The sequence below is a fragment of the Holophagales bacterium genome, assembly GCA_016699405.1.
In the GTDB taxonomy this organism is placed as follows: Bacteria; Acidobacteriota; Thermoanaerobaculia; order Multivoradales; family JAGPDF01; genus JAAYLR01.
The window spans coordinates 2,601,837-2,625,099 of the sequence record CP064972.1; the positions used below are offsets into that span (position 1 = coordinate 2,601,837).

At 70.1% G+C, this 23,263-nt stretch carries 23 protein-coding genes; 13 read left to right on the forward strand and 10 right to left on the reverse strand.

Features of this window, described 5'->3' with window-relative positions:
• Nucleotides 1-14 precede the first annotated feature (14 nt).
• A complete protein-coding gene (locus IPJ17_10795) occupies nt 15-503 on the reverse strand; it encodes a hypothetical protein (GenBank protein ID QQR76027.1) in 489 nt (162 codons plus the stop codon).
• 17 nt (nt 504-520) lie between these two features.
• Entirely contained in the window at nt 521-2,770 is a 2,250-nt protein-coding gene (locus tag IPJ17_10800; GenBank protein QQR76028.1) for a hypothetical protein, read from the reverse strand.
• Between the two features lie 267 nt (nt 2,771-3,037).
• Here IPJ17_10800 and IPJ17_10805 point away from each other — a divergent pair, with 267 nt between their 5' ends.
• Together IPJ17_10805 and IPJ17_10810 are read left to right on the forward strand one after the other, a co-directional pair.
• Nucleotides 3,038-4,447, forward strand: a complete 1,410-nt coding sequence (locus IPJ17_10805) for a class II fumarate hydratase (GenBank protein QQR76029.1) — start codon at nt 3,038-3,040, stop codon at nt 4,445-4,447.
• A 35-nt stretch (nt 4,448-4,482) separates the two neighbouring features.
• Complete coding sequence (locus IPJ17_10810; protein ID QQR76030.1) at nt 4,483-5,178, forward strand: SDR family NAD(P)-dependent oxidoreductase; 696 nt, start codon at nt 4,483-4,485, stop codon at nt 5,176-5,178.
• Nucleotides 5,179-5,406: 228 nt separating this feature from the next.
• Here the strand turns inward: IPJ17_10810 and IPJ17_10815 are convergent, their stop codons facing one another.
• Nucleotides 5,407-5,613 (reverse strand): hypothetical protein, encoded by a 207-nt coding sequence (locus IPJ17_10815; GenBank protein ID QQR76031.1) that lies wholly within the window; start codon nt 5,611-5,613, stop codon nt 5,407-5,409.
• Nucleotides 5,614-5,767: 154 nt separating this feature from the next.
• Nucleotides 5,768-6,157 (reverse strand): RNA-binding S4 domain-containing protein, encoded by a 390-nt coding sequence (locus tag IPJ17_10820; protein QQR76032.1) that lies wholly within the window; start codon nt 6,155-6,157, stop codon nt 5,768-5,770.
• A gap of 37 nt (nt 6,158-6,194) precedes the next feature.
• Here IPJ17_10820 and IPJ17_10825 point away from each other — a divergent pair, with 37 nt between their 5' ends.
• Nucleotides 6,195-6,566, forward strand: a complete 372-nt coding sequence (locus IPJ17_10825; GenBank protein QQR76033.1) for a metallopeptidase family protein — start codon at nt 6,195-6,197, stop codon at nt 6,564-6,566.
• 135 nt (nt 6,567-6,701) lie between these two features.
• Here IPJ17_10825 and IPJ17_10830 read toward each other — a convergent pair whose 3' ends face one another.
• The gene (locus IPJ17_10830) at nt 6,702-7,007 is read right to left on the reverse strand and encodes a hypothetical protein (protein ID QQR76034.1); all 306 of its coding nucleotides are present in this window, start codon (nt 7,005-7,007) and stop codon (nt 6,702-6,704) included.
• Nucleotides 7,008-7,039: 32 nt separating this feature from the next.
• Here IPJ17_10830 and IPJ17_10835 point away from each other — a divergent pair, with 32 nt between their 5' ends.
• From IPJ17_10835 to IPJ17_10880, 10 genes are all read left to right on the forward strand, one after another.
• Nucleotides 7,040-7,948: a metalloenzyme gene (locus tag IPJ17_10835; protein ID QQR76035.1), complete on the forward strand. Its 909-nt coding sequence runs from the start codon at nt 7,040-7,042 to the stop codon at nt 7,946-7,948.
• Nucleotides 7,949-8,092: 144 nt separating this feature from the next.
• The gene (locus IPJ17_10840; protein QQR76036.1) at nt 8,093-9,118 is read left to right on the forward strand and encodes an ATP-binding cassette domain-containing protein; all 1,026 of its coding nucleotides are present in this window, start codon (nt 8,093-8,095) and stop codon (nt 9,116-9,118) included.
• The gene (locus tag IPJ17_10845; protein ID QQR76037.1) at nt 9,115-9,855 is read left to right on the forward strand and encodes an ABC transporter permease; all 741 of its coding nucleotides are present in this window, start codon (nt 9,115-9,117) and stop codon (nt 9,853-9,855) included. The genes IPJ17_10840 and IPJ17_10845 overlap by 4 nt, the downstream gene beginning before the upstream one ends.
• A 3-nt stretch (nt 9,856-9,858) precedes the next feature.
• On the forward strand, nt 9,859-11,382 hold the full coding sequence (locus IPJ17_10850) for a GldG family protein (GenBank protein ID QQR76038.1): 1,524 nt from the start codon (nt 9,859-9,861) through the stop codon (nt 11,380-11,382).
• 4 nt (nt 11,383-11,386) lie between these two features.
• Nucleotides 11,387-12,790, forward strand: a complete 1,404-nt coding sequence (locus tag IPJ17_10855; protein ID QQR72028.1) for a DUF4340 domain-containing protein — start codon at nt 11,387-11,389, stop codon at nt 12,788-12,790.
• 42 nt (nt 12,791-12,832) lie between these two features.
• On the forward strand, nt 12,833-13,213 hold the full coding sequence (locus IPJ17_10860; GenBank protein QQR72029.1) for a hypothetical protein: 381 nt from the start codon (nt 12,833-12,835) through the stop codon (nt 13,211-13,213).
• A 78-nt stretch (nt 13,214-13,291) separates the two neighbouring features.
• The gene (locus IPJ17_10865; GenBank protein QQR72030.1) at nt 13,292-14,599 is read left to right on the forward strand and encodes a hypothetical protein; all 1,308 of its coding nucleotides are present in this window, start codon (nt 13,292-13,294) and stop codon (nt 14,597-14,599) included.
• An 8-nt stretch (nt 14,600-14,607) separates the two neighbouring features.
• A complete protein-coding gene (locus IPJ17_10870) occupies nt 14,608-15,528 on the forward strand; it encodes a zinc ABC transporter substrate-binding protein (GenBank protein QQR72031.1) in 921 nt (306 codons plus the stop codon).
• Complete coding sequence (locus IPJ17_10875) at nt 15,525-16,349, forward strand: metal ABC transporter permease (protein ID QQR72032.1); 825 nt, start codon at nt 15,525-15,527, stop codon at nt 16,347-16,349. The genes IPJ17_10870 and IPJ17_10875 overlap by 4 nt, the downstream gene beginning before the upstream one ends.
• Nucleotides 16,350-16,422: 73 nt before the next feature.
• Entirely contained in the window at nt 16,423-17,352 is a 930-nt protein-coding gene (locus tag IPJ17_10880; protein QQR72033.1) for a transposase, read from the forward strand.
• Between the two features lie 288 nt (nt 17,353-17,640).
• Here the strand turns inward: IPJ17_10880 and IPJ17_10885 are convergent, their stop codons facing one another.
• From IPJ17_10885 to IPJ17_10905, 5 genes are all read right to left on the reverse strand, one after another.
• A complete protein-coding gene (locus IPJ17_10885; protein QQR72034.1) occupies nt 17,641-19,524 on the reverse strand; it encodes a sulfatase-like hydrolase/transferase in 1,884 nt (627 codons plus the stop codon).
• Entirely contained in the window at nt 19,525-20,196 is a 672-nt protein-coding gene (locus IPJ17_10890) for a tetratricopeptide repeat protein (protein ID QQR72035.1), read from the reverse strand.
• Complete coding sequence (locus IPJ17_10895; GenBank protein QQR72036.1) at nt 20,193-20,675, reverse strand: hypothetical protein; 483 nt, start codon at nt 20,673-20,675, stop codon at nt 20,193-20,195. Before IPJ17_10895 ends, IPJ17_10890 begins: the two co-directional genes overlap by 4 nt.
• Before the next feature lie 82 nt (nt 20,676-20,757).
• Entirely contained in the window at nt 20,758-21,534 is a 777-nt protein-coding gene (locus IPJ17_10900) for a hypothetical protein (protein QQR72037.1), read from the reverse strand.
• 103 nt (nt 21,535-21,637) lie between these two features.
• Nucleotides 21,638-23,236, reverse strand: coding sequence for a methylmalonyl-CoA mutase (locus IPJ17_10905; GenBank protein ID QQR72038.1), 1,599 nt, complete (start codon nt 23,234-23,236; stop codon nt 21,638-21,640).
• Nucleotides 23,237-23,263: the final 27 nt, after the last annotated feature.

Here is a 23,263-nt window from a genome sequence, read left to right on the forward strand (position 1 = left end):
CGAAGGGTCGCGGATCAAGGTCGTCGAGCGGACCACGGCGTGAGATCGCCGCTCTCGAAGCCGTCGGAGAAGAAGCCACAAGAGGCCGTCGGCGTCGGCCGTCCCACGACGACGAGGTCGGACCCCGCCGCCTGCGCGCCGCCGCGCGCGTCGAGACCGCTCGCGTGGCAGAGGTCCGCGGTGGCCGCGGACGCGTCGATCCGAAGCGAGCCGATCGCGAGGACGGTCGTCGCGCCGCGCACCCGCAGCCAGCCGGCGAGGGTGGTGGCCGTCGAGCCGCTGCCGACGACGGAAACGGAGCGCGAGACCGCCACGTTCTCGGCGATCGTCCCGGCAGCGAGCTGGATCGGATCGCAAGTGGCGTCGTCGAGGGCGGCGGCGATCGTCGGGTAGCCCACGGACGGAACGTTGCAGATCGCGGCTGGCCCGGCGGCGGGTGCGGCCGCGGTGAGCAGGAGCTGCAGACCGACGAACCGGGCCAGGGCGAAGGGAAGACGGAACATGACGAGTCCTCCTCGAGTCAGCGCCGGCGCAAGCCGGGAGTGCAGAAGCGGTCGGAGCAGTGCTGCACGATCAGGTCGCCATTGGCCTCGTCGTGGTGCACGAGGAAGGGGAAGCCGTCGACGCCGATGGCGACCGACGTGTACTCGCCGAAGTCCGTCGAAAGGTAGGGCCCCTGGGCCGAACGCGACTTCGTGCAGGCGGGGTCGGCGCAGTGCGCGACGCCGAGGATGCCCGCCCCCGAGTGGTGGTGGGTGATGATCGGGAGCCCGTCCTCGCCGACCGTCACCGCGGTGTAGAAGCCGCCGTCGGAGACGAGCGGGGTGAGGGTGACGGAGGAGCAGTCGTAGGTGTTGCAGTGGGCCGCCTTGAGATAGCTGACCGACGCGTCGCGATAGACGACGAGCGGGAGCCCGTCGGAGCTCACGGTCAGCGAGCCGTGCGAGCCGGCGTTGCCCGAGGCGTCGAGCACGACGAGCGACTTCGAGGAGCAGGTGACGTTGCTGCACAGGGCGAGCTTGAGCTGGTTCTCCGAGAGGTCCCAGTAGGAGATCACCGGGTCGCCGTCGGGAGCGACAGCGAGCGACGCGAAGTAGCCGACGAGGCCCTCCGCGTCGACGGTGGTGCGGTCCGTCGCCGAACAGATGGCGTTGCGGCAGCGGAGGAAGCGGAGGTCGCCGTTGCTGTTGTCGAAGTAGGCGACCGACGGTCCGCCGAGGCTGTTGGCGGCGATCAGCGAGGCGAAGCGCCCGACGTCGCCCACAGCGTCGAGCACGGAAAGCTCGGCGGAGGTGCAGGCGGCGTCGTCGCAGCGCGCGAGCTTCAGGTCGAGGTTGGTGACGTCGAAGTAGGCGATGACCGGCAGGTCGCCGACGATGCCGATCGAGGTGTACTGACCGACATCGCCGGTGGCATCGAGGGTGGTGACCGTCGCCTCGGCGCAGTCGATCGTCTCGCAATGGGCCACCTTGAGGTCGCCGTTGGTGCGGTCGTAGTAGCTCACGATCGGCAGGCCGTCGGCGCCGATGGAGACCGAGGCGAACTCGCCGACGTCGCCGGCGGCATCGATGGCGATGGAGCGGAAGGGCTTTCGCGGAGGAATCGTGGAGTCCTCGCCGTCGGCGAGGGTCGCGGGCACGCCCTTGAGCTTGGTCCAGTGCACGGGGTTGCTGGCGCTGTTGATCGAGCCCGTGCTGCCCGGCTCCTGTCCGTCGAGGCGGTCGGCGTCGAGCGTCGAGCCGCTGCCGTCGCCCGCGAGGACGAGAGTCATCACTTCGCTGTCGCGGGCGAGGGTCGAGGCGATGCGGCTCTCCGCGACGGTGCCCGAGACGATTTCTCCGCCGCTGTGGGTGTGTCCGAGCAGGCTGACCGAAGTGCCGTCGACGCGCAGCGCCATGCCGCCTCCTCCCGAGTTGCGCACGTCGAAGGTCTGGGCGGAGGCCGAGGGTCGGTCGACGCCGCTCTGCGTGAGGCTCGTGTCCACCTCACCCTGCGCGGCACCGTCGAGCAGGAGGTCGGGGCCGGCGGCGAGGTTGATCGCCACGAGTCCGGCGCCAGCGGCGGAGCTGCTCTGGCCGAGGACGCCGAAGCTCGCGCCGGTTCCGGCCGGGTTCTCGCCGCGGACGGCCGCGGTGCCGGCGGCCTCGACCAACCTGTCGGCGACGCGAGGGGAGGGGGAGTCGTGAGACGGGGCGCTGGCGGTTCCGGGCGCGACGGTCGGGGTCTCCGCGGCCTGCCAGCGACGGAGCGTGTCGAGAGCCGTGGCCACTTCTTCCGCGCTCGGCGTCGCCGGTAACGAGAAGTGGCGCAGCGCAGGCCAGGAGGCTTCGCCGTCCGGCGGCTGTCCGGCCGCATCGAGGGCGCGCAACGTCCAGGCGTAGGTCCCGCCGGCCTTCAGGCAATCGGCCCGGGCGGGGGTCCAGGCGGTGGCGGCGCCGGAGATCGTCCGGCGGAAGGCGACGAGGGGCTCCTCCGCACGCCCCAGGTCGAGGACGGCGAGCTCGTAGCCTGCCGCGCCGTCGCCGGCGGCCCAGGTGAAGGTCGGGCAGGAGGTGGCGATTTCGACCGTCCGATCGACCTCGCCGGGCGAGACGGGCTGCGCCGAGCCTTCGGCGCCGGAGGTCGACCCCCTCGAGGCGGCAAGCAGAAGGAGACCTGCCAGCGCGACACGCGGCGGCAGGGTGCCGCCCCAGGTGGGATTCGTGCCTGGGTTGGGCGGGAGCGGTTGGAAAGGTGTGCTCAGCATGGAGACCGGCCCGGATCGCGACATCGGACCTCCCTCCTGGCGGCGCGACCGAAGATCGGCGAGCGCCCCAGGTGTGGCGGCGGATGCCCACGAGGCTAGAGGGGTGCTTCTCGAGACTCCATGGCTGATCGCGACAGCGGCATGGATGATTGCGACAACCGGTCTCGCGGAGGCCTCCGAAGGGTCGGGGCGGGCGGCGCTTGGTCGCGGCGGCGAATCGGAGGAGGATCGGACGGTCGACGGGGCCGATCGGCGAACAGCTCGGGCCCCGAACGCGAGAACGGAGGGTCTATGTCAGCCACCCGCGTCGAGAAGGACAGTCTTGGCGAAGTCGAGGTTCCAGCCGAGGCGTACTGGGGAGCGCAGAGCGAGCGGGCGCGGCGGAACTTTCCGGTGTCGGGGTGGGTCTTCCCGCGGCGTTTCCTCGGGGCGCTCGGGGCGATCAAGAGCGAGGCGGCGGCGGTCAACGCCGGGCTCGGACGGCTCTCACCCGAGCTGGCCGGGGCGATCCGGCAGGCGGCCGACGAGGTGGCGGAGGGCCGGCTCGACGACCAGTTCCCGGTCGACGTCTTCCAGACCGGCTCGGGGACCTCGACGAACATGAACGCCAACGAGGTGATCGCCAACCGGGCGATCGAGATCCTCGGCGGGGTGCGCGGCAGCAAGCACCCGGTCCATCCCAACGACCATGTCAACGCCGGGCAGTCGAGCAACGACGTCATCCCGACGGCGATCCACGTCGCGGCCTATGGTGCGATCGCCGAGGAGCTCGAGCCGGCCCTCGCGCGGCTGGCCACGGCGCTCGAGACGAAGGCGCGCGAATTCGACGATGTCGTCAAGATCGGCCGCACCCACCTTCAGGACGCCGTGCCGGTGCGGCTCGGCCAGGAGCTCGGCGGGCACGCCCAGCAGGTGCGCAACGGCCTCGCTCGCCTGGCCGCGGTCAAGCCGCGGCTCGCCGAGCTGGCGCTCGGCGGCACCGCGGTGGGGACAGGGCTCAACGCGCCGCCCGGATTCGCCGACGCGGTGATCGCCCGGCTGGCGGACCGCACCGGCCATTCGTTCGTCCCGGCGCCGAACCGCTTCGAGGCGCTGGCGGCGCGGGATGCCGCGGTCGAGACCTCGGGGGCGCTGCGCACGATCGCGGTGTCGCTCACCAAGATCGCCAACGATCTGCGCTGGCTCGCCTCGGGGCCGCGCTGCGGGCTCGGCGAGATCGTGCTGCCGGCGCTGCAGCCGGGCAGCTCGATCATGCCGGGAAAGGTCAACCCGGTGATTCCGGAGATGACGCTGATGGTGGCCGCCCAGGTGATGGGCAACGACGTGACGATCGGCATCGCCGGTGCCGGCGGGCACTTCGAGCTCAATACGATGATGCCGGTCATCGCCTGGAACCTGCTGCACTCGATCCATCTGCTGGCCAGCGCCTGCGGTCTGCTCGCCGACCGCTGCGTCGCCGGGCTCGTCGCCGACCGCGGACGGAGCACCGAGCTCGTCGAGCTCTCGCTCGCCATGGTCACCGCGCTGGTGCCGCGCCTCGGCTACGACGCCGCGGCAGCGCTCGCCAAGCAGGCGCTCGCCACCGGCAAGACGGTGCGGCAGCTCTGCGAGGAGCAGCAGCTCCTGCCGGCCGACGATCTGCGCGCCGTGCTCGATCCGTGGAGCCAGACGGAGGGTGGCCTGCACGGCGGGGACGCCTGAGTTGTCGTCATCGCCGATGCGGGGAGGGTGACGAGGTGCCGGCTGTCCTGATCACCGGTGCAGCCCGGGGGTTCGGGCGGGCACTGCTCGACGAGTACCTCGGACGTGGATGGACCGTCTTTCCTCTCGTCCGTGGCCTCGGGGACGCCGAGCCGCTCGCCGAGCGGGAGCGTTGCCACCCCGTGGTGGGTGACGTCACGACGCCACCGGTCGAGGAGGCGATCGCCGCGGCCCTGCGGGCACACGATGTCGCCCTCGACCTCCTGGTCAACAACGCCGGCGGCATCAAGAAGCTGCGCGGGCTCGCCGTGACGATGCCCGAGGATCTCGACGAGCTCTTCGGTGTGCACTGTGTGGGAGTGCTGCGCTGCACCCGCGCGGCACTGCCCTGGCTCCGGCGGGCGCCGCGTGCCACGGTGGTCAACGTTTCGTCGCGCTTCGGGTCGATCACCCGCACCGCGGCGGGGGAGTGGCGCGGGATCTACTCCTATCCGGTCGCCAAAGCGGCGCAGAACATGCTCACGGCCTGCCTCGATCGCGAGCTCGCGAGCGAGGGGATCCGGGTCTTCGCCCTGCACCCGGGAGCCCTGCGCACACCGCTGGGTGCCGTCGATGCCGACACCGACCCGGCCGACGCCGCCCGCGCGTTCGCCGCGTGGGTGCAGGCGGTCGACCGCGACGCGCCGTGCGGCTTCCACGACCTCGGCAGCGGCGGCCTGATTCCCTGGTGAATCGCGCGGCTACCTAGCCCGGATTTCTCACCCCGTTCCGTCGTGAGGCGGCGCAGATGGCTGTGGCTGCAAGGCGCCGCGACCGAGGCCGGCGCAGGCGTACTGGGCAGTACGTCGAGCCGGCCGACCGAGCGCCCGTGCTGAGCCTGCGATCACAGCAGGCTCAGCGCAACGCTGCAGACGCGGCCAGATGCGGCGCCGCAGCAGGAGCGGGGTGAGAAATGCGGGCTAGAGCAGCGCCTGCAGGCTCTCCGGATGGAAGCCGACGAGCAGCCGCGTGCCGCGGCGGACGAGCGGTGCGCGGATGTTGCCGGTCGGGCCCTTGAGGTCGGCGACGCTCAATTCGTGCGCCGGACGGGTCTCGGCCTTCTTCCCCCGGGCGAGCACGACGGTCTCGACGCTGGCGAGCAGCGCGGCGGCCTCGTCGTCGCTCATCGGGGCCTTGCGGGTGGAGCGTTCCTCTCGGACACTGGACTTGCTGGCGGTGAGCACCTCCCGGGTGCGCTCGCAGCTCGTTCAACTGGGGCGGGAGTAGAAGAAGTCGATCGCGCTCATGCGACGAGTCTAGCGCGGCGCCCGCGCTCCGTGATCAGTCGTCGACCTGCCCGTCCCACCAGGAGTCGATCTCGCGCCGCTCCTTCTTCGTCGGCCGGCCGGCACCGGCGTCGCGGCGGACGATCGGGCGGGTGAGCAGGTGTTCGAGCGAATCGCGCGTCGGTCGCGGCGGCGACAGGTCCTCGAAGAGACGCGGCACCTCGGCCTTGGGGAGCGTCCGGTCGGCGAGCTCGTGCACGACGAGGACGCGCGTCCACTCCGGCGTCACCTCGGCCTCGACGCGATCGCCGACGGCGAGTGCCCGGTGCGGTTTGACGGCGACGCCGTTGACCCGCACCCGCGAGAGGTCGCAGGCGTGCGTCGCCTGGGTCCGCGTCTTGTAGACGCGGGCCACGTGCAGCCACTTGTCGATTCGCACGCTCATCGCCGCAACTCTACCAATCCGCGTAGACTTCCCGGCGATGCGTGTCTCCCGCGAGGAATTCGAGGACCTCGTCGCCCAGGCGGTCGAAGGCCTGCCCGACGAGTTCAAGTCGATGCTCGACAACGTCGCGGTGATGGTCGAGGAGGAGCCGAGCGACGAGGATCTCGAAGAGGTCGGGATCGACCCGGCGGATCCGGATCGCGACGAGCTCTTCGGCCTCTACCAGGGCGTGCCGCTGCCCGAGCGCGGCAGCTCGTACTCGGCGCTTCCCGATCGGGTGCTGATCTATCGCGGTCCGATCCTGCGCTGCTGTGAAGGCCGACGCGAAGCGATTCGCGAGATCCGCGACACGGTGTTGCACGAGCTCGGGCACTATTACGGGCTGGAAGAAGACGAGCTGCCGTTCTGACGCGCGCAGCGCGTCATCCTGAGCGAAGCGAAGGATCCCCTCCGATCAACCGCCGCCTCCGCCGCGCAGGGCCTTCCCCCTCCCGGGTCCTTCGCTGCGCCCAGGACGACAGCGTGGGTTTCCGGGCGTTGGCGCCTACTCTCCGCGGAGCTTTGCGACCTTCCGATCGGCGTCTTCGGAGATTCGCTGGCGCTCGAGCAGGTAGTACTCTTCCTGCTCGTCGATCTTCGTCGGGTCGGTGAGCTTCTGCAGCTTGTCGCGGTGCAGGATCTCGAGCTCGGCGATCTTGGCCTCGGCCTGTCGGCGGACCTCGGCGATCTTCTCCCGGGTCTCCGCGGTCATCGAGTCCTCGCGCGGCCGCTCGATCCCCTGCGACTCGAGCCGCTCGAGGGCGAGCTCGTAGGCCGACTTCATTCCGGAGGCACGGTCCTTTCCGCTCATGATCTGATCCTACGCTGTTCGGAGCCGTTTCCATGACCGCGCGCCTCCTCCTCCTCTTCGTCGACGGCATCGGCCTCGCGCCGGGCGGCGAGGGCAACCCGTTCTCGACCGTTCCGATGCCGGAGCTGGTGCGGCTGCTCGGCGGTCCGCTCACCCTCGAAAGCTGTCGCGAGGCGCCGGAGATCGTGCTGCGGCCGATCGACGCGACCCTGGGCGTGGCGGGTCTGCCGCAGAGCGCCACCGGACAGACGGCGCTGCTTACCGGGGTGAACGCGCCGGCGGCGCTCGAGCGTCACGTCGCGGCCTTCCCGGGGCCGCGCCTGGGCGCCCTGCTCGCCGAGCACAGCGTGCTGCGCCGGGTCGAGGCGCTCGGCGGGCGCGCCCTCTTCGCCAATGCGTTGACCCCCGGCTACTTCGCCGAGGTGGAGCGCGGCACGCGGCGCCACTCGGCGACGACGCTCGCGGCGCTCGCCGCGGAGGGGGCGGTGCTCGGGGTCGACGACCTGCTGGCCGGTCGGGCGGCGACCTGGGATGTCACGGGCGAGTTTCTCGCCGAGCGTGCCGGGGTGTGCGTGGCGCCGGTGGCGCCGGAAGAGGCCGGCCGACGCCTCGCGGCGCTCGCGGCGAGCTACGACTTCACCCTCTGGGAGACGTTCATGACCGATCTGGCCGGGCACGGCCGCTGGGGTTGGACGGCAGCCGAGGCGCTCGGCCGGCTCGACGGGCTTCTCGGCGGCGTCGTCCGGGCCCGAGCGGCCGACCTCACCGTCCTGCTGACGAGCGACCACGGCAATCTCGAAGAAGCGGAGCACCGCCGGCACACGCGGAACCCCGTGCCCCTCCTCGCCTTCGGTCCGCTCGCGGGCCGTTTCGCCGCGCTCACGGCGCTCGATCAGGTGACCCCGGCCATCCTCGCGGCGCTTGCCGACCGGCCATCCTGACGCGCCGGGGCGCGTGTGCCCCCCTCGGCGAGGTCCGACCGTGCCGATCTTGGCGCGGAGTGAGGGCCTGCGCACGGCATCCGAATTGCTAGACCCGCCGGTAGAGCCGTCGGCAAGGGCCGACGACGCCAGAGGAGACCAGGCTTGATCGAAGCGCACGACCTGACCCGCAAGTACGGGGATTTCACCGCGGTCGCCGGAATCTCGTTCGCGGTGCCCGAAGGGGAGATCGTCGGGATGCTCGGGCCGAACGGGGCCGGCAAGACGACGACGCTCCGCATGATGACCGGATTCCTTCCGCCGACCAGCGGCCGGGTGACCGTCGCCGGTCGCGACCTCGTCGCCGATCCGGTGGCGGCGCGCCGCGAGATCGGCTACCTGCCGGAGAACGTGGCGCTCTACCCCGAGATGCGGGTGGAGGAGTACCTCGCCTATCGCGCCCAGCTCGAAGGGATGGATCGCGTCGCGGCGCGGCGGGCGATCGCCGAGACGATCGGTCGTTGTCTGCTCGGCGACGTGCGCGCGCAGGTGATCGGCACGCTGTCGAAGGGCTACCGGCAGCGCGTCGGGCTTGCCGCGGCGATCCTCCACGAGCCGCGCGTCCTGGTGCTCGACGAGCCGACGGTGGGGCTCGACCCGAAGCAGATCATCGCCATCCGCGAGCTGATCCGCGACCTCGGTCGGAGCCACACGCTGCTGCTGTCGACGCACATCCTCCCGGAGGTCGAGCTGCTCTGCCAGCGAGTGGTGATCATCGACCGCGGGCGGATCGTCGCCGAAGGCACTCCGGAGAGCCTGCGCGAGCGGTCGCTCGGCGCGGCACAGGTGCGCGTCGGTTTCGCCGACCCGGCCGCTCCGGCGGAGGTGAGCGAGGCCCTCACCTCGCTCGCCGGCGTCTCGCGGGTGCGCCCGCTCGGCGCCGGGGGTTGGCTGCTCGATTGCGAAAAGGGCGCCGACCCGCGCGCCGAGACCTTCCGGCTGGCCGTCGCGAGGGGCTGGACGCTCGTCGAGCTGGCGCTCGAGAAGGCCTCGCTCGAGGACGTCTTCGTCCGACTGACGACCCACGATGCGGTGAGCGGCGCCCTCGGCACCGCGGCTGGCGAGGTCGGGTCCATGCCTCCCGCCGCGTCGGGCGACGCGGCTGCCGGGAGCGCGGAGGTGGCGTCGTGAAGGGCCTTCTCGCCACGTTCTTCCGCGAGCTGCGCGCCTACTTCTTCTCGCCGCTCGCCTACGTCGTGCTCACGTTCTTCCTGCTGGTCAACGGCTACGTCTTCTGGTTCATCCTGAGCTACCTGAACGACCCGCGCTCGCGTGCCGGAGCGCCGCTCGAGCTCTTCTTCGGACAGACGATCTTCTTCTGGCTGGTGCTGCTCTTCGTCACGCCGATCCTCACGATGCGGCTGATCGGCGAGGAGCGCAAGACCGGCACGATCGAGATGCTGATGACCGCGCCGGTCACCGAGACGCAGGTCGTGCTCGGCAAGTACTTCGCGGCGCTCGGCTACTACCTTTTCCTCTGGCTGCCGACGCTCGGCTATGTCGCGGTCGTCGCCCACTACGGTTCGGTCGATCCGGGACCGGTGGCGGCGGGCTATCTCGGCGTGGCGGGGATCGGGGCGCTCTTCCTCGCCGCCGGCCTCTTCGCGTCGTCGCTCGCCAAGAACCAGATCGTCGCGGCGATCGTCGCCTTCGCCATGCTCGTCTTCTTCTTCACCTTCGGCCTGCTGGAGAACCTGGTGGCCGGCGAGACGGCGCGCAAGGTGTTCGGGTATCTCAACCTCTGGCAGCACATGGACGAGCTCAGCCGGGGGATCGTCGACACGCGGCGACTGGTCTACTACCTGTCGGTGACCGCCTTCTTTCTCTTCCTGACGAGCCGCGCCCTCGAGGCGAAGAAGTGGAGATGAGCCGTGGCGCGTCCTGAAACCAGACAACAGCTCCTCGCCGGCGGCACGCTGTCGGTCGGGGTGATCCTCGTCGCGGCCCTGCTCGCGATCGTCAACTACTTCGGGTTCAAGTACTACCACCGTTTCGACTGGACCCACGGGAAGCTCTACACGCTCTCCGAGAAGAGCCTCGGCGTGCTCGACGGCCTGAAGAAGGACGTCGACGTGGTGGTCTTCATGCGCCCGGGCGGCGAGCTCTTCGAGCCGGTGCGCGAGCTTCTCGAGCGGTATGCCGCCAAGTCGCCGCACGTCAAGGTGCGAGTCGTCGACCCGGAGAAGAACCTCGTCGAAGCGCAGCAGCTGGTCGACAAGTACAAGGTCAGCAGCCTTTCCGTGGTGGTCTTCGACAGCGGCGACGACCGCCGCGTGATCGAAGAGGCCGATCTCGCCGACTTCGACTACTCCGGCATGCAGTTCGGCGCCGGCCCTCAGATGACCGGCTTCAAGGGCGAGGAGGCGTTCTCCGGGGCGTTGCTCGAGCTTGCCGAGCAGCGCAAGCCGAAGATCCTCTTCACCAGCGGGCACGGAGAGCTCTCGCTCGACGACGTCTCGGAATCCGGCCTCTCGCAGGCGCAGGCTCTTCTCGGCAAGGAGAACTTCGAGATGAAGGCGTGGGCGTCGCTCGGTCAGGCCGAGGTCCCCGCCGGCACCGACCTCGTCGTCGTCGCCGGGCCGCGCGCCCGCTTCGCCGAACCGGAGCTCGCGGCGCTCGGCCGCTACCTCGCCGGCGGCGGAAGGATGCTGGTGCTGATCGACCCGACGCTTGCGCCCGGCGGCGGCGGACTCGTCGACACCGGCCTCGGTGCGTGGCTCGCCAACTACGGGGTGAAGCTCGGCGACGACATCGTCGTCGACCCGTCGAATCCGCTGCCGTTCTACGGCGCCGAGACGATCTTCGTCAACGCCGAAGGGACGCATCCGGTGGTGCGGGCGCTCGAACAGGCCAAGCTGCCGGTGATCCTGCCGCTGGCGCGTTCGGTGAGCCGCGGCACGCCACCGGCGGGCGCCGAAGTGAACGAGCTGCTGCGCACCTCGGCGGAGGGCTGGGGCGAGATCGATCTGGCCAACCTGCGCGCCGTCGCCAAGGGTCCGGCGGATCTCGCCGGGCCGGTCTCGGTGGCGATCGCGGCAGGTCCGGCCGCAGCCAAGCCGCCGGCGGTCGCGGAGGACGACGAGGACCCGCAGGCCAACGCCAAGGCAGCGCCGGCGGTGGCGCCGGTGCCGTGGCGACTCGTCGTCGTGGGCGATGCCGACTTCGCCACCAACGCGCAGTTGGCCAACGTCGGCAACCCGACGCTGCTCGCCAACACGCTCAACTGGATGGTCGAGCGGCAGAAGTTGCTCGGCATCGGGCCGAAGGCGCCGGAGCAGGTCCGGCTCAACCTGAGCGCATCCCAGTTGCGCTGGGTCACGCTCTGGGTGCTGCTCGGACTGCCCGGGCTGGCGGTGGCCGCAGGTCTCTGGATGCACCTGCGGCGCCGGAGGTAGAGCGGTGAAGCCGAAGACGCTTCTCGTGCTGGTTGCGTTGGTTGCGTCCCTCGGGGCATTCATCTGGTTCGTCGATCGTGACCTGCCGTCGACCGACGAACGGGCCGAACGGGCCAAGCGGGTCTTCGCCGGCCTCGAGGCGAAGGAGGTCGTCGGGCTGACGATCGAACGCGAGGGCGTGAAGATCGTCCTCGAGCGCGACGCGGTGTCGGGCGAGAGGTCGGAGGCGGACTCGGGCGCCGCGGCCGACGAGGCCGCCGCACCGTCCGGGTGGCACCTCGTCGCTCCGCTCGCCGCACGCGCCGATGGCGCCGCCGTCGACGCGTTCGTCGCCTCGCTCGCCGGGCTGGCGCGCGAGCGCACGGTGGCCGGGGCCGACCGCAAGGCGATGGGGCTCGCGCCGCCTCGGGCGATCGTGGCGCTCCGCACGGCGAAGGGTGAGCGACGTCTCGAGGTCGGTGCCGACGTTCCCGCGTCGGGCAACGTCGCAGTCGCGGTCGACGGAGGCGCCGACGTGGGGATCGCGTCGAAGTCCTTCTGGAGCGAGGCGGCGAAGCCTCCAGGCGACTGGCGGGCGCGCGATCTCTTCCCGGGTCGACGAGAGCAGATCGAGCGGCTGACGCTCGTCGGGGCCGCCGGACGTGTGGTGCTGGCGCAACGCGCCGGCGAGCTCTGGGTGGAGAGCCCCTTCGCCGACCGGGCGGACCACGATGCCGCGAGCTCGCTGCTCGCCGATCTGACCGGTTTGCGGGCCGAGAAGTTCGTCGACGGCGGCAATACCGCAGCGCTCGGGCTCGCGCCGCCGCGTGCGAGCGTGGAGGTGACGCTCGCCGGGAGGAGTGAACCGGTCCGCATCGAGCTCGGCGCCGCCGCGACGGAGCCCACACGCGTCGCGGCGCGCGTCGATGGAGCTCTCGTCGAGATCTCGCGGCGTCTCGACGAGGCGGTGGGCCGTGCCCCCGAGGGCTGGCGCTCGCGCGGCTGGTCGTCGCTCGACACCTGGAGCATCGACGCGGTCAAGGTGCAGGAGGTGGCCGGTGCGCTCGAGCTCACCCGTCATGACGGCGACTGGAGACGCGGACCCCAGACGATCCCGTACACGCCGATCGGCGACCTGCTCTACGCCGTGTCCGGGCTCAAGGCCGAGCAGTTCGGCGGGGTGGCGCCGCCGGGCGGGGCGCCTTCGCTGACGCTCGAGCTGACCGGGAGCGGCCAGCGACGGGAGACGCTGAGTCTCTGGGCCGAGCATGCCGGCCTCGTGCCGGCGCGGGTCAGCGGTCGTGAGGTGACGTTGCTCCTGCCGAAGGCGGGCGTCGACGACTTGCGGGCCAAGGTCGCCGCCGTGCGAGCGGCTCAGCCGATCGCCAATGCGACGCCCGCGGCCACGGCCAACGCAGCCAAGCCCTAGGCCACGGCGGCGTCCCGGCCGATCTGCTACAGTGCGCCGCCGATGAACCGATTCTGGCAGCGGAGCCGGGCCCTGCCGCTCGTCGCGGCGCTGCTCGCCGTCTGGCTCGGCGGCCGCGGGACGTTCGTCGGACACGTCGAGCGGATCGAGGTCGACGAGTCGACCTGCCATGTGGGGCCTTCGCCCGACGCGGCGGCGGCGCATCCCTCGGCTCCCCTGCACCTCGAACCGTCGCGTGCGGCGGAGCACGACCCCTACTGCGCTGCGTGCGAGCAGGAACGACGCGGCCTCGGCTGCCGGCCGGTCGCCTCGTGGACTCCGGCGGGGGCCGTCCGGCTGGCCGAGCGGCCGCTATTTCTGGCTGAACGCGCGCCGAGCGCTCAGGTCCCTTCGCGGCCCGGTCGCGCTCCCCCCTTCTCCTGACGCGTCGCTGACTCCGGCTCGTGGCGCGGTCGTCGCGCTGCCGAGCCCCGGCCACTGCGTTTTCCCAGGAGGACTTCGATGACCTTTCCGCCCTTGGTGGCGAGCCCCGGACATGGCTCCGGCGGCCGCCTCGATTCGTCGTCTCGCTTCCGGTCCGTCGCCCGCGAGGTCGCCGGTGCTCTTCTCGCTGCGGCGCTCCTCGCGGTGTGTGGCAACGCTGCCGCCCTTGCCGAGACCGTTCCGCCCTCGACCGACCCGGCGACGGTTCAGGCGCTGCGCGACGAAATGGCCGCACTGCGCCGAGATTACGAAGCACGACTGGCGGCGCTCGAGGCGCGGCTCGCCGCGCTCGAGAGCGCGCCGGCGGCTGCCGCGATGCCGGCGCCAGTACCGGCAGCCGCTCCTGCCGCGAGCGGTCCTGCAAACTACTTCAACCCCGCCATGGCGATGATCGCCAACGTCGTCGGCAGCGGCGGCAGCAACCCGATGGAAGACTCGCCGAGCGTGAGCTTGCGCGAGTCGGAGTTGAGTCTCTCGGCGGCGATCGATCCGTACGCCCGCGCCGACTTCTTTCTCGGCTTCAGCGAGGAGGGCGTGTCGGTGGAGGAGGGGTACGCAACGTTCACCGCCCTGCCCGGCCAATGGCTGGCGAAGGTGGGGCGCCAGCGCGTGCCGTTCGGCAAGGTCAACACGCTCCACTCGCACGCGCTCTCTTGGGTCGACGCGCCGCTGCCGATGCAGAGCCTGGTGGGTGGCGAGGAGGGGTGGAAGGACGACGGCGTCACGCTCTCGCGACTCATCCCGTTGGGTGACACCTTCTCGGAGCTCTCCGTCTCGTTGCTGCGTGGACGGGCGGAGGGGCTCTTCGCAGCGGAGCGCAAGCGCGATCTGGCGAGCAACGTGCACTTCCGGCTCTTCCGCGACCTGTCCGACGCCAGCAACGTCGACCTCGGCCTCTCGTGGGCCCGGGGCGCCAACGGCAGTGCGACCGGGTTCGACACGACGCTCGCCGGCGTCGACGTCAGTTGGCGCTGGAAGCCGCTCCGGACAGCGACGTCGCGCAGCCTGTTGGTGCGCGGCGAGCTGGTGCAGAGCCGCCGGGAGCAGCCGGACGGGACGGTGCGCGCCACCGGCTGGTACCTCTCCGGCGACTGGCAGCTCGCGCGACGCTGGACGATCGGTGGACGGCTCGAGAGCTCCGAGCGGGCCCTCGAGGCGAGCCAGCGCGACGACGGCGCCGCCCTGCTGCTCACCTTCCGCCCCAGCGAATTCCAACTCCTTCGGGCCGAGCTGCGCCGTCGCCGCTATGCCGAGGAGATCACGGCCGACGAGCTCTTCGTCCAGATGCAGTTCCTGATCGGCGCCCACGGCGCCCACGCGTTCTGAGGTTCGTCATGAAATCGCCAATCCGTCTGACGCTCGTTCTTCTCCTCCTGCTCGCCGTTCCAACCGTCGTCGAAGCCAAGCTCCATGTCGTCACCTCGCTCCAGGACCTGGCGGCCCTCGCCACCGAGGTGGGAGGCGACCGGGTCGAGGTGCTGGCGCTCGCCAGGGGCTACCAGGACCCGCACTTCGTCGACGCCAAGCCGTCGTTCGTGCTGCAGCTCTCGCGTGCCGATCTCCTGGTGGTCGCGGGACTCGAGCTCGAGATCGGTTACCTGCCGGCGCTCGTCGACCAGAGCCGGAATGCGAAGCTCCAGCCAGGAGGCAGCGGGTTTTTGGACGCCTCGGTGGGGTGCGAGATCCTCGGGCGTCCGACCGCGGCGGTGAGCCGCGCGATGGGCGACGTCCACCCCTACGGCAATCCGCACTACTGGACCGATCCGGAGAACGGGCGGATCATGGCGCGCGCCATCGCCGCGAAGCTCTCGGCGCTCGACCCGGGCGGGGCCGAGACCTACCGTCGGAACCTCGCGACGTTCGAGACGAAGCTCGACATGAAGGAGAAGGCCTGGAGGGAACGGCTCGCGCCGTTCTCGGGCACGGACGTCGTGACGTTCCACGACTCGTGGCCGAACTTCGCGCGGCGCTTCGGCCTGACGATCGTCGGACACGTGGAGCCGAAGCCGGGGATTCCGCCGTCGCCGACGCACACGCTCGAGATCGTCAACCTGATCCGCGCGAAGAAGGTGCCGCTCATCCTCGTCGAGCCGTACTTCGACACCAAGACGCCGAAGGCGATCGCCGAGCAGACGGGCGCGACCGTGCTGACGCTCTATCCGTCGGTCGGTGGTCGACCGGAGATCGGCGACTATCTGGCGCTGTTCGACTACAACGTCGAGGCTCTGGCCCAGGCCCTCGGGGGGGGGAAATGACCATCTTCGAGCTGTTGTTGCCGGCCTTCGTCGCCAGCCTCATCCTGACCGGCATCCACGCCTACCTCGGTGTGCACGTGGTCGAGCGCGGGGTGATCTTCGTCGACCTGTCGCTCGCCCAGATCGCCGCGCTGGGAACGACGGTCGCGTACCTGTTCGGCCATGACCTCCATTCGCTGCCGGCCTGGCTCTTCTCGCTCGGTTTCACCTTTCTCGGCGCGGCGGTGTTCGCCTTCACCCGGCCACATCACGACACGCGCATCCCGCAGGAGGCGGTGATCGGCATCGCGTACGCGGTGTCGGCGGCGGTGGCGATCCTGGTGATGTCGAAGGCGACGGCGGAGACGGAGCATCTCAAGGAGATGCTGGTCGGCAACATCCTCTCGGTGACCTGGGGGGAGTTGGGAAAGACGGCGGTGCTGTACGCGCTGGTGGGGCTGTTCCACTACGTCTTTCGGCGTCGGTTCCTGCTCATCTCGATGAACGAGGCGGAGGCGGAGCGGCTGGGGTGGAACGTGCGGTTCTGGGATTTCCTGTTCTACGTGTCGTTCGGCTTCGTGGTGACGTCGTCGGTGGCGATTGCCGGGGTGCTGCTGGTGTTCTGCTTCCTGATCGTGCCGTCGGTGACGGCGATGCTGTTCGCGGAGCGGCTCGGGCCGCGGTTGGCGATCGGCTGGACGATGGGGGCGCTGGTGTCGGCGGGCGGCGTGGCGTTCTCGTTCGTGCTGGACCTGCCGACGGGGGCGACGATCGTCGCCACGTTCGGGTTGGCGCTGATGGTGACGGCGGGGTTGCGGGCGCTGACGCGCCGAGCACGCTGATTCCCCGAAGGTGCCCCGAAGGTGCCAGCCGATTGGTGAAAGATCGGCGGGCACGCCTGACGTCCTAGGGAGCATGGGACGACGTCTCCGGTTCATTCCGCCGGGGGGTGCCCTCGTCGAGGTCACCTCCCGCACGATTCAGTCGCGGTTCCTGTTGCGGCCTTCGGCCGGGCTGCGGGAAATCACCCTCGGCGTTCTCGGCCGTGCTCAGCGCCGATACGAGGTGGCGATCGTCGCGTTCGTCTTCCTCTCGAATCACTACCACCTGCTGGTCTGGGTGCGCGATGCCGAGCAACTCGCCCGCTTCGTCGGCTTTCTCAACTCGAATCTCGCTCGCGAGATCGGGCGACTGCATGGATGGCGAGAGAAGGTCTGGGGTAGGCGATACCAGCCGGTCCTGGTGAGCGACGAGCCCGCCGCGCAGATCGAGAGAGTGCACTACCTCTTTCGACAAGGGATCAAGGAGGGCCTTGTTTCGGACCCGCTCGAGTGGCCCGGAGCGACCAGCCTCCCGGCGATGCTCGATGGGCGCTCGCTCACCGGAACGTGGTTCGACCGGACGGCGGAGTGTCTTGCGCGCAGGCGGGAGGCCGGCCCCTGCCGGCAGCGGTTTGTGTCGAAGGAGGTAGTCCGTCTCTCTCCGTTGCCGGCTTGGGCGCACTTGGCCGAGGGGGAGCGCAGGCGCCGGCTCGAGGACCTCCTCGAGCTCACAAGGTCGGAGGCTGCGTCGCGAATCCAGTCGACAGGCCGGAAAGCAGTGGGGCCTGAGGGGGTCGAGCGACTCGATCCCTGGGACATTCCGGCCGAGACTCGGAGAGGGCCAGCTCCACTCGTCCACGCGGCAAGCGGCGAAGCGCGAGCTGCGATTCGCGCGGCATATCGCTGCTTCGTCAGCGCCTATCGACGAGCCGCGGATCTCTTGCGGTCCATTGGCGGTGCTCCGAGCTTCCCTGTCGGCAGCTTTCCGCCGGCAAGACCGTTCGTCCGTCCCGCGCCGGCCTGAGGGGTCGAGGGGGACGGGAGCCCTCCAGCGCGATCGACAGGTCGGGACCGCAACCGTGGACACCACGGTGCGGATGGCTGCGGGCCCGCCGCTTGGATGGGCGTCGCTGTCGATTCCCTGTGATTCGCAGAGGCGCTTGACGGGCACTCGAAGCGGTTCGGTCGGGGGCGGATCGAGGAGGGTGAGTGTGGTGGGCTGATCTCCTGTTGGGAGTCGGGCCGTCAGGCGGACGGATGCGCATGGCGTTTCGCGACGCCAGGAGGAAAATCGCGTGGCACCTTGGCGGGGTTAGCGGGCGGCGGCGATCAGGCGCTTGTTGGCCTGCACGAGAGGCTGCGTGGGGTTGATCGCCTCGGCCCGCAGGATGTAGCTCCAGGCCCGCTCGGGATCGTGTCTGCGGGTCAGGTGCACGTAGGCGAGGTTGTTCAGCGCCAGGATGTCGCGGCTGTTGAGCTCGACCGCCTTCTCGAAGGCGGCCAGCGCGGCATCGACCCGGTTGCGACTCATCTCCGCCAGGCCGAGGTTGTACCAGGCCGGAGCGTTCTTCGCATCGAGCTTCAGCGCGACCTCGAGCTCGGCGACGCTTTCGTCGAGCTTCCCGAAGCGGAAGAGGCCGAGCGCGTAGAAGACGTGCAACCGCGGATCCTCGGGCTTGAGCGCGGCAGCCTTCGACAGGTTCTCCAGCGCCTCCGTCTGTTCGCCGGCAAAGGCGCTCAGTCGGCCGAGATCGCGGTAGAGAACCACTTGGTGTCGGTTCTCGACGAGCAGACGGCGTAGTCCCTCGATCGCCTTGAAGGGGAACGTGCCCTCGAACTGTCGCAGCCGCTGGAGCTCGCGGTAGACCTGGATCGAGCGCAGCGGCGAGGGGAAACGGAACGGATCGAGGTCGCGAGCGCCGAGCGAGCCGCCATCGGCGATGTAGCCGAGGCTGGCGAGCAGCCGGATGCTCTCCTGGTCGAGGTGGACGCTGCTCGCCGCCCGTGCGGCCGCCGCAGCGAGGCGGCCGCGCAGGTCGACCTCGAAGGCCTGGGCGCGCTCCGGCTCGTCGTCGACGAGGTTCCGCGTCTCTCCCGGGTCGCGACGCAGGTCGTAGAGCTCCCGGTCAGAGCTCAGGTAGAAGCTGTAGTTGCCGTCGCGCAGGGCGTGCACGGGCGATAGGTAGAAGTCCTCGTACGGAATCATTGCCTCGGAATAGACCGTGCGTCGGTCCGTCCGGGCAAGGGAAAGGCCTGGCAGGGAGGGGTCTGCTGGCAGGCCGAGCGCTTCGAGGATGGTGGGTGCCAGGTCGATGCTCTGGACCACGTGCGAGTAGCGACGGCCCGGCCTGCCGTAGATCGGATGCGACAGGATCAGCGGAACGTGCGTCGTGGCGGCGTAGCAGAAGAAGCCGTGCGTGTGTTCGCCGTGTTCGCGGAACGACTCGCCGTGGTCGGCGGTGACGACGACCAGCGTCCGCTCGGCCAGCCCGTGTGCTTCGAGGTAGCGGACGATGCGACCGATCTCGAGGTCCATCGAGGCGATCTCGCCCAGGTACGGGTCGTCGGCGTAGGCATCGCGAAACGGCAACGGCGGGTCGTAGGGATAGTGCGCGTCGTAGAAGTGGACCCAGCCGAAGAATCGGCCCCTCCGTTCGGAGAGCCAGGCGAGGAAGAGGTCGGTCGTGGTGGCGGCGCGTCGCGTGACGATGTCGCGCTTCGACGCGTCGGGGTCATAGTGAACGATCTTGTCCTCGTAGACGTCGAACCCGGCGTCGAGGCCGAAGCGGCGGTCGAGGATGAACGAGCTGACGAACGCCCCGGTAGCGAGACCGGCGTCGTGGAGTCGCTCGGCCAGGGTGCGCGCTTCGGGCGGCAGGGAGTAGGCGATGTTGTTGCGCACCCCGTGCTGGGTCGGGACGACTCCGCTCAGGATGCTGCTGTGGCTCGGCAGCGTGATCGGGGCGTGGGAGTAGGCGTTTTCGAACAGGTGACCACGGCGGGCCATCGCGTCGAGCGCCGGCGTCTGGACGCGGCGATTGCCATAGGCACCCAGCGCGTCGGCACGGGTCGTGTCGAGGGTGACGAGGATGACGTTGTCGAAAGTGCGGGCGGCTGGCGGCCTGCAGCCCGCGAGCCACAGCCCGGCAAGGGAGAGCGTCGCGACGCCGACGCGATGCCGCACGGCCTCGGTCACTCAGTCCGCCGCGGTGTGGGCGACGAATCGCCGCAGGTCGGGGTTCTCGGCCAGGCTCGGCGAGCGGGTGAGCTCGTCGCGCGCCTCCGAGTAGCGGCCGAGCCGCGTCAGCACCACGACCATGACGTAGCGCAGGCTTGCCAGATCCGGCCGTTCGGCCATCTTCAGCCGAAGGGTCGAGACGACCTGTTCGGGTCGGGGCCCGTTCATTCCGAGGCCGTCGAGCAGGAGCTTCCAGTCCTCCCCGCGAAGGGGGCCCTGCTCGAGCGCTGCCAGCAGGAGATTCACGCCGCGCGCGCGTTGTTTCGCCTCGAGGTAGACACGGCCGAGGTTGGCCCGGATGGTGGGGTACCCCGGATGGCGCGCCAGGATCCCTTCGCCGACGGCGATCGCCTCGTCGTGTCGGCCGGCGAAGCTCAGCAGGATCATGCGCGCTTCCTGGAACGTCGGTTGGTCGGGGAATCTCGCCGCCAGCAGCTCGACGAGCTCGGGAGCCTTCTGCAACTCGCCGAGCTCGAGGTAGAGCCGCAGGGTCGCGCTCCACCTCTCCGCCTCGACCTGGCCGGCGGCGATTTCGTGGCGGAGCCGGTCGCCATCGACGACCGGGTCGATCGGCCGCGAGTAGTAGGGCGGTCCGCTGGCGAGCAGCAGGAGGAGGGGAACGAAGGTCATTCCTCTTGGACCACGACGTGCCCCTCGCGGACCGGTACCGGCGAGAAGCGGAACCAGCGGGCAGTGAAGAATCCGGGGTGGGAGCGCTGGAGCGTCTGGATCTGCGCTGCGGTCAGGCGACCGCGAACCAAGAGGCGGGCCTCGAGGTTGGCCTGCTGCATCTTCTGGGTCAGCGGGGCGATCTCGTCGCGGTTGAAAGCGACCAACGCCTCGCGCGAGACGGCAGGGTCGAACATCATCCGGGTCTGCCGCTCGCGCGCGTCGCTCAGGCGCGTCTGGGCAAGCTGATAGCCGGTCTGCAGCGAGTCGAGCGCGGAGGAGAGCTCCTGCCGAAGGGCGGGGCTCAGTCCGAGCTCCGTGCAGAAGGCGTCGCGCTTCCACCAATTCTGGAGGGGAGTCGCCTCTCGAGGAGCAACCGGCGTCGTTTCGCTGCCGGCCAGGAGAGCCACCGAAACGGCAAGTGCAGCGAGGCCTGTCATCTCGAACCACCGCGGAACCGGTCGGGCGGGTCGTGGCTCGGCACCGACCCGCCCGGCGGATTCGTCGGACTTGCTTCGCCCGTCAGGCCCGTCTCCGCCGCAGCAGCAGGGCGCCGCCGGAAGCGAGGAGGAGAGCGAGGGCGGCCAGGCCGGCGAGGTTGAGCGTCGGGACCTCGATCACGCTCAGCCCGAGGTCATTGATCACCGCCGCCGAAACATCGAGGCTGATCGGGAGGATGACCCCGGTGCTCACCGGGATCGTGCCGATGAGGGTCTCGTTGCCGTCGAAGGCGCGCTCGGGATGGTCGAACGGTGCGCCGTTCTCGAAGTCCTCGGCGTCGTAGACGTCGAGGTGGGTGGCGCCGTTGTCGAAGAAGAGGGCGAGCCCTTCGAGCGTGTGGGTGTTCCCGTTCGAGACGAGGTTGATCTCGGCGAATCCGCTCGACGCGTCGTTGCCGGGGGCTGGGCGCTCCCGCGTGTCGAGCATGAAGGCCGACCAGACGGGCGACGGCTTGCCGGCGAGCGCCGAGACGTCGAAGGCGTAGATCGCCCGGATCTCGTTGACGAAGCCGGCGGATGGATAGTTGTAGGTGTTGCCGTACATCGAGTTCGTGCCGGCGTAGCTGTAGTCGACCTTGAACGGGTAGTAGCCGGTTCCGTAAAGCGCGCCCGAATAGTGGGAGACGAAGCCCCAGGTCGTCGGGGCGAGCCCGGTGCCGTCGCCCGCGTGCGCGATCGGGTGCCACGTTCCTCGTCCCGGAGTGTGATTTCTCGGGAATGGGCGGCGGGGTGCGGCGGAGACCGCTTGGGCAGCCAGGATCAGGACGGCGAGGGTTGTGGCTTGGATCGTGTTTCGCATCGGGTGGCGGCCTCCTGGAAGAGAATTAGATTCGCTAATTCTAGCAACAAAACGACAGACCAAATCGTCTTCTCGCGACGCGGTGAGCGGAGCCGGAGTCGACTCAGTCGCTCTCGCGATGCTCGCCATAGATTCCCCGCAAGGTGTCGGCGATCTCGCCCAGTGTCAGCTCGGCGCGCACCGCGGCGAGGATCGTCGGCATCAGGTTGCCGTCCTCGCTGGCGGCGCGCGCGAGGGCTGCACGTGCGGTTTCGGCCCGCTCCCGGTGCCGCGCGTCGCGGAAAGCGCGCGTCCGCTCGGCTTGCGCCTGCTCGGCGGCGGGGTCGATGGTGAGGATCTCCGGCACCGGCTCGTGGTCGGTCTCGAAGCAGTTGACACCGACGACTTTGCGGTCTCCCGCCTCCACCGCGCGCTGCCAGGCGTAGGCCGAGTCGGCGATCTCCTTCTGGACGAAGCCCTGCTCGACGGCAGCGAGCGCGCCCCCCATCTCGTCGATCCGGCGGATGTAGTCGCGCGCGCCGGCGACGATCGCGTCGGTCAGCGACTCGACGAGGTAGGAGCCGCCAAGCGGGTCGGCGACGTCGGCGGCGCCGCTCTCGAAGCCGACGATCTGCTGGGTGCGGACGGCCACCGTCGCCGCCGCCTCGGTGGGCAGACCGAGCGCTTCGTCGCGCGAGTTGGTGTGCAGCGACTGGGTGCCGCCGCAGGCGGCGGCGAAGGCCTGGAGCGCTACGCGGACGACGTTGTTCTCCGGCTGCTGGGCGGTGAGCGTCGAACCGGCCGTCTGAGTGTGGAAGCGCAACCAGCACGAGCGCTCGTCCTGCGGCGCGAAGCGTTCGCGCACCAGCTCGGCCCACAGCCGGCGAGCCGCCCGGTACTTGGCGACCTCCTCGAAGAAGTGGTTGTGCGCGTTGAAGAAAAAGGAGAGCTGCGGTGCGAAGTGATCGATCGAGATGCCGCGGGCAAGCACCTGCGAGACGTAGCAGAGCCCGTTGGCGAGCGTGAAGGCGACCTCCTGCACGGCGGTCGAGCCGGCCTCGCGGATGTGGTAGCCGGAGATCGAGATCGGGTTCCACTTCGGCACCGAGTCGGCGCAGAACTCGATGATGTCGGCCACCAGGCGGAGCGAGGGCTTCGGCGGGTAGATGTAGGTCCCGCGAGCCGCGTACTCCTTGAGGATGTCGTTCTGCACCGTGCCCGCGACCTTCTCCCAGGGCACGCCCTGCTCCTCGGCGATGACCAGGTACATGGCGAGCAGGGTGGAGGCGGTGGCGTTGATCGTCATCGAGGTCGAGACGCGGTCGAGCGGGATCCCCTCGAACAGGCGGCGCATGTCGGCGATCGAATCGACGGCGACGCCCACCCGGCCGACTTCGCCGCGCGCCATCGCGTGGTCGGAATCGAAGCCGATCTGGGTCGGCAGGTCGAAGGCGACGGAGAGACCGGTGGTCCCGCTCTGGAGCAGGTAGCGATAGCGCCGGTTGGACTCCTCGGCGCTGGCGTAGCCGGCGTACTGGCGCATCGTCCAGAGACGGCTGCGGTACATGTCGGGGTAGAGGCCGCGGGTGAACGGGAAGCGGCCGGGGCGCTCGGCGGGGATGCTCGCGAGGTTGTCGGGTCCGTAGGACGGGGCGAGCTCGATGCCGGAAGGGGTGCGACGGGGCGCCGGAGCGGCCCGATGGGGATCGGCGGACTTGCTCATGCCCGAATTATAGGAATCGTCCGGGCC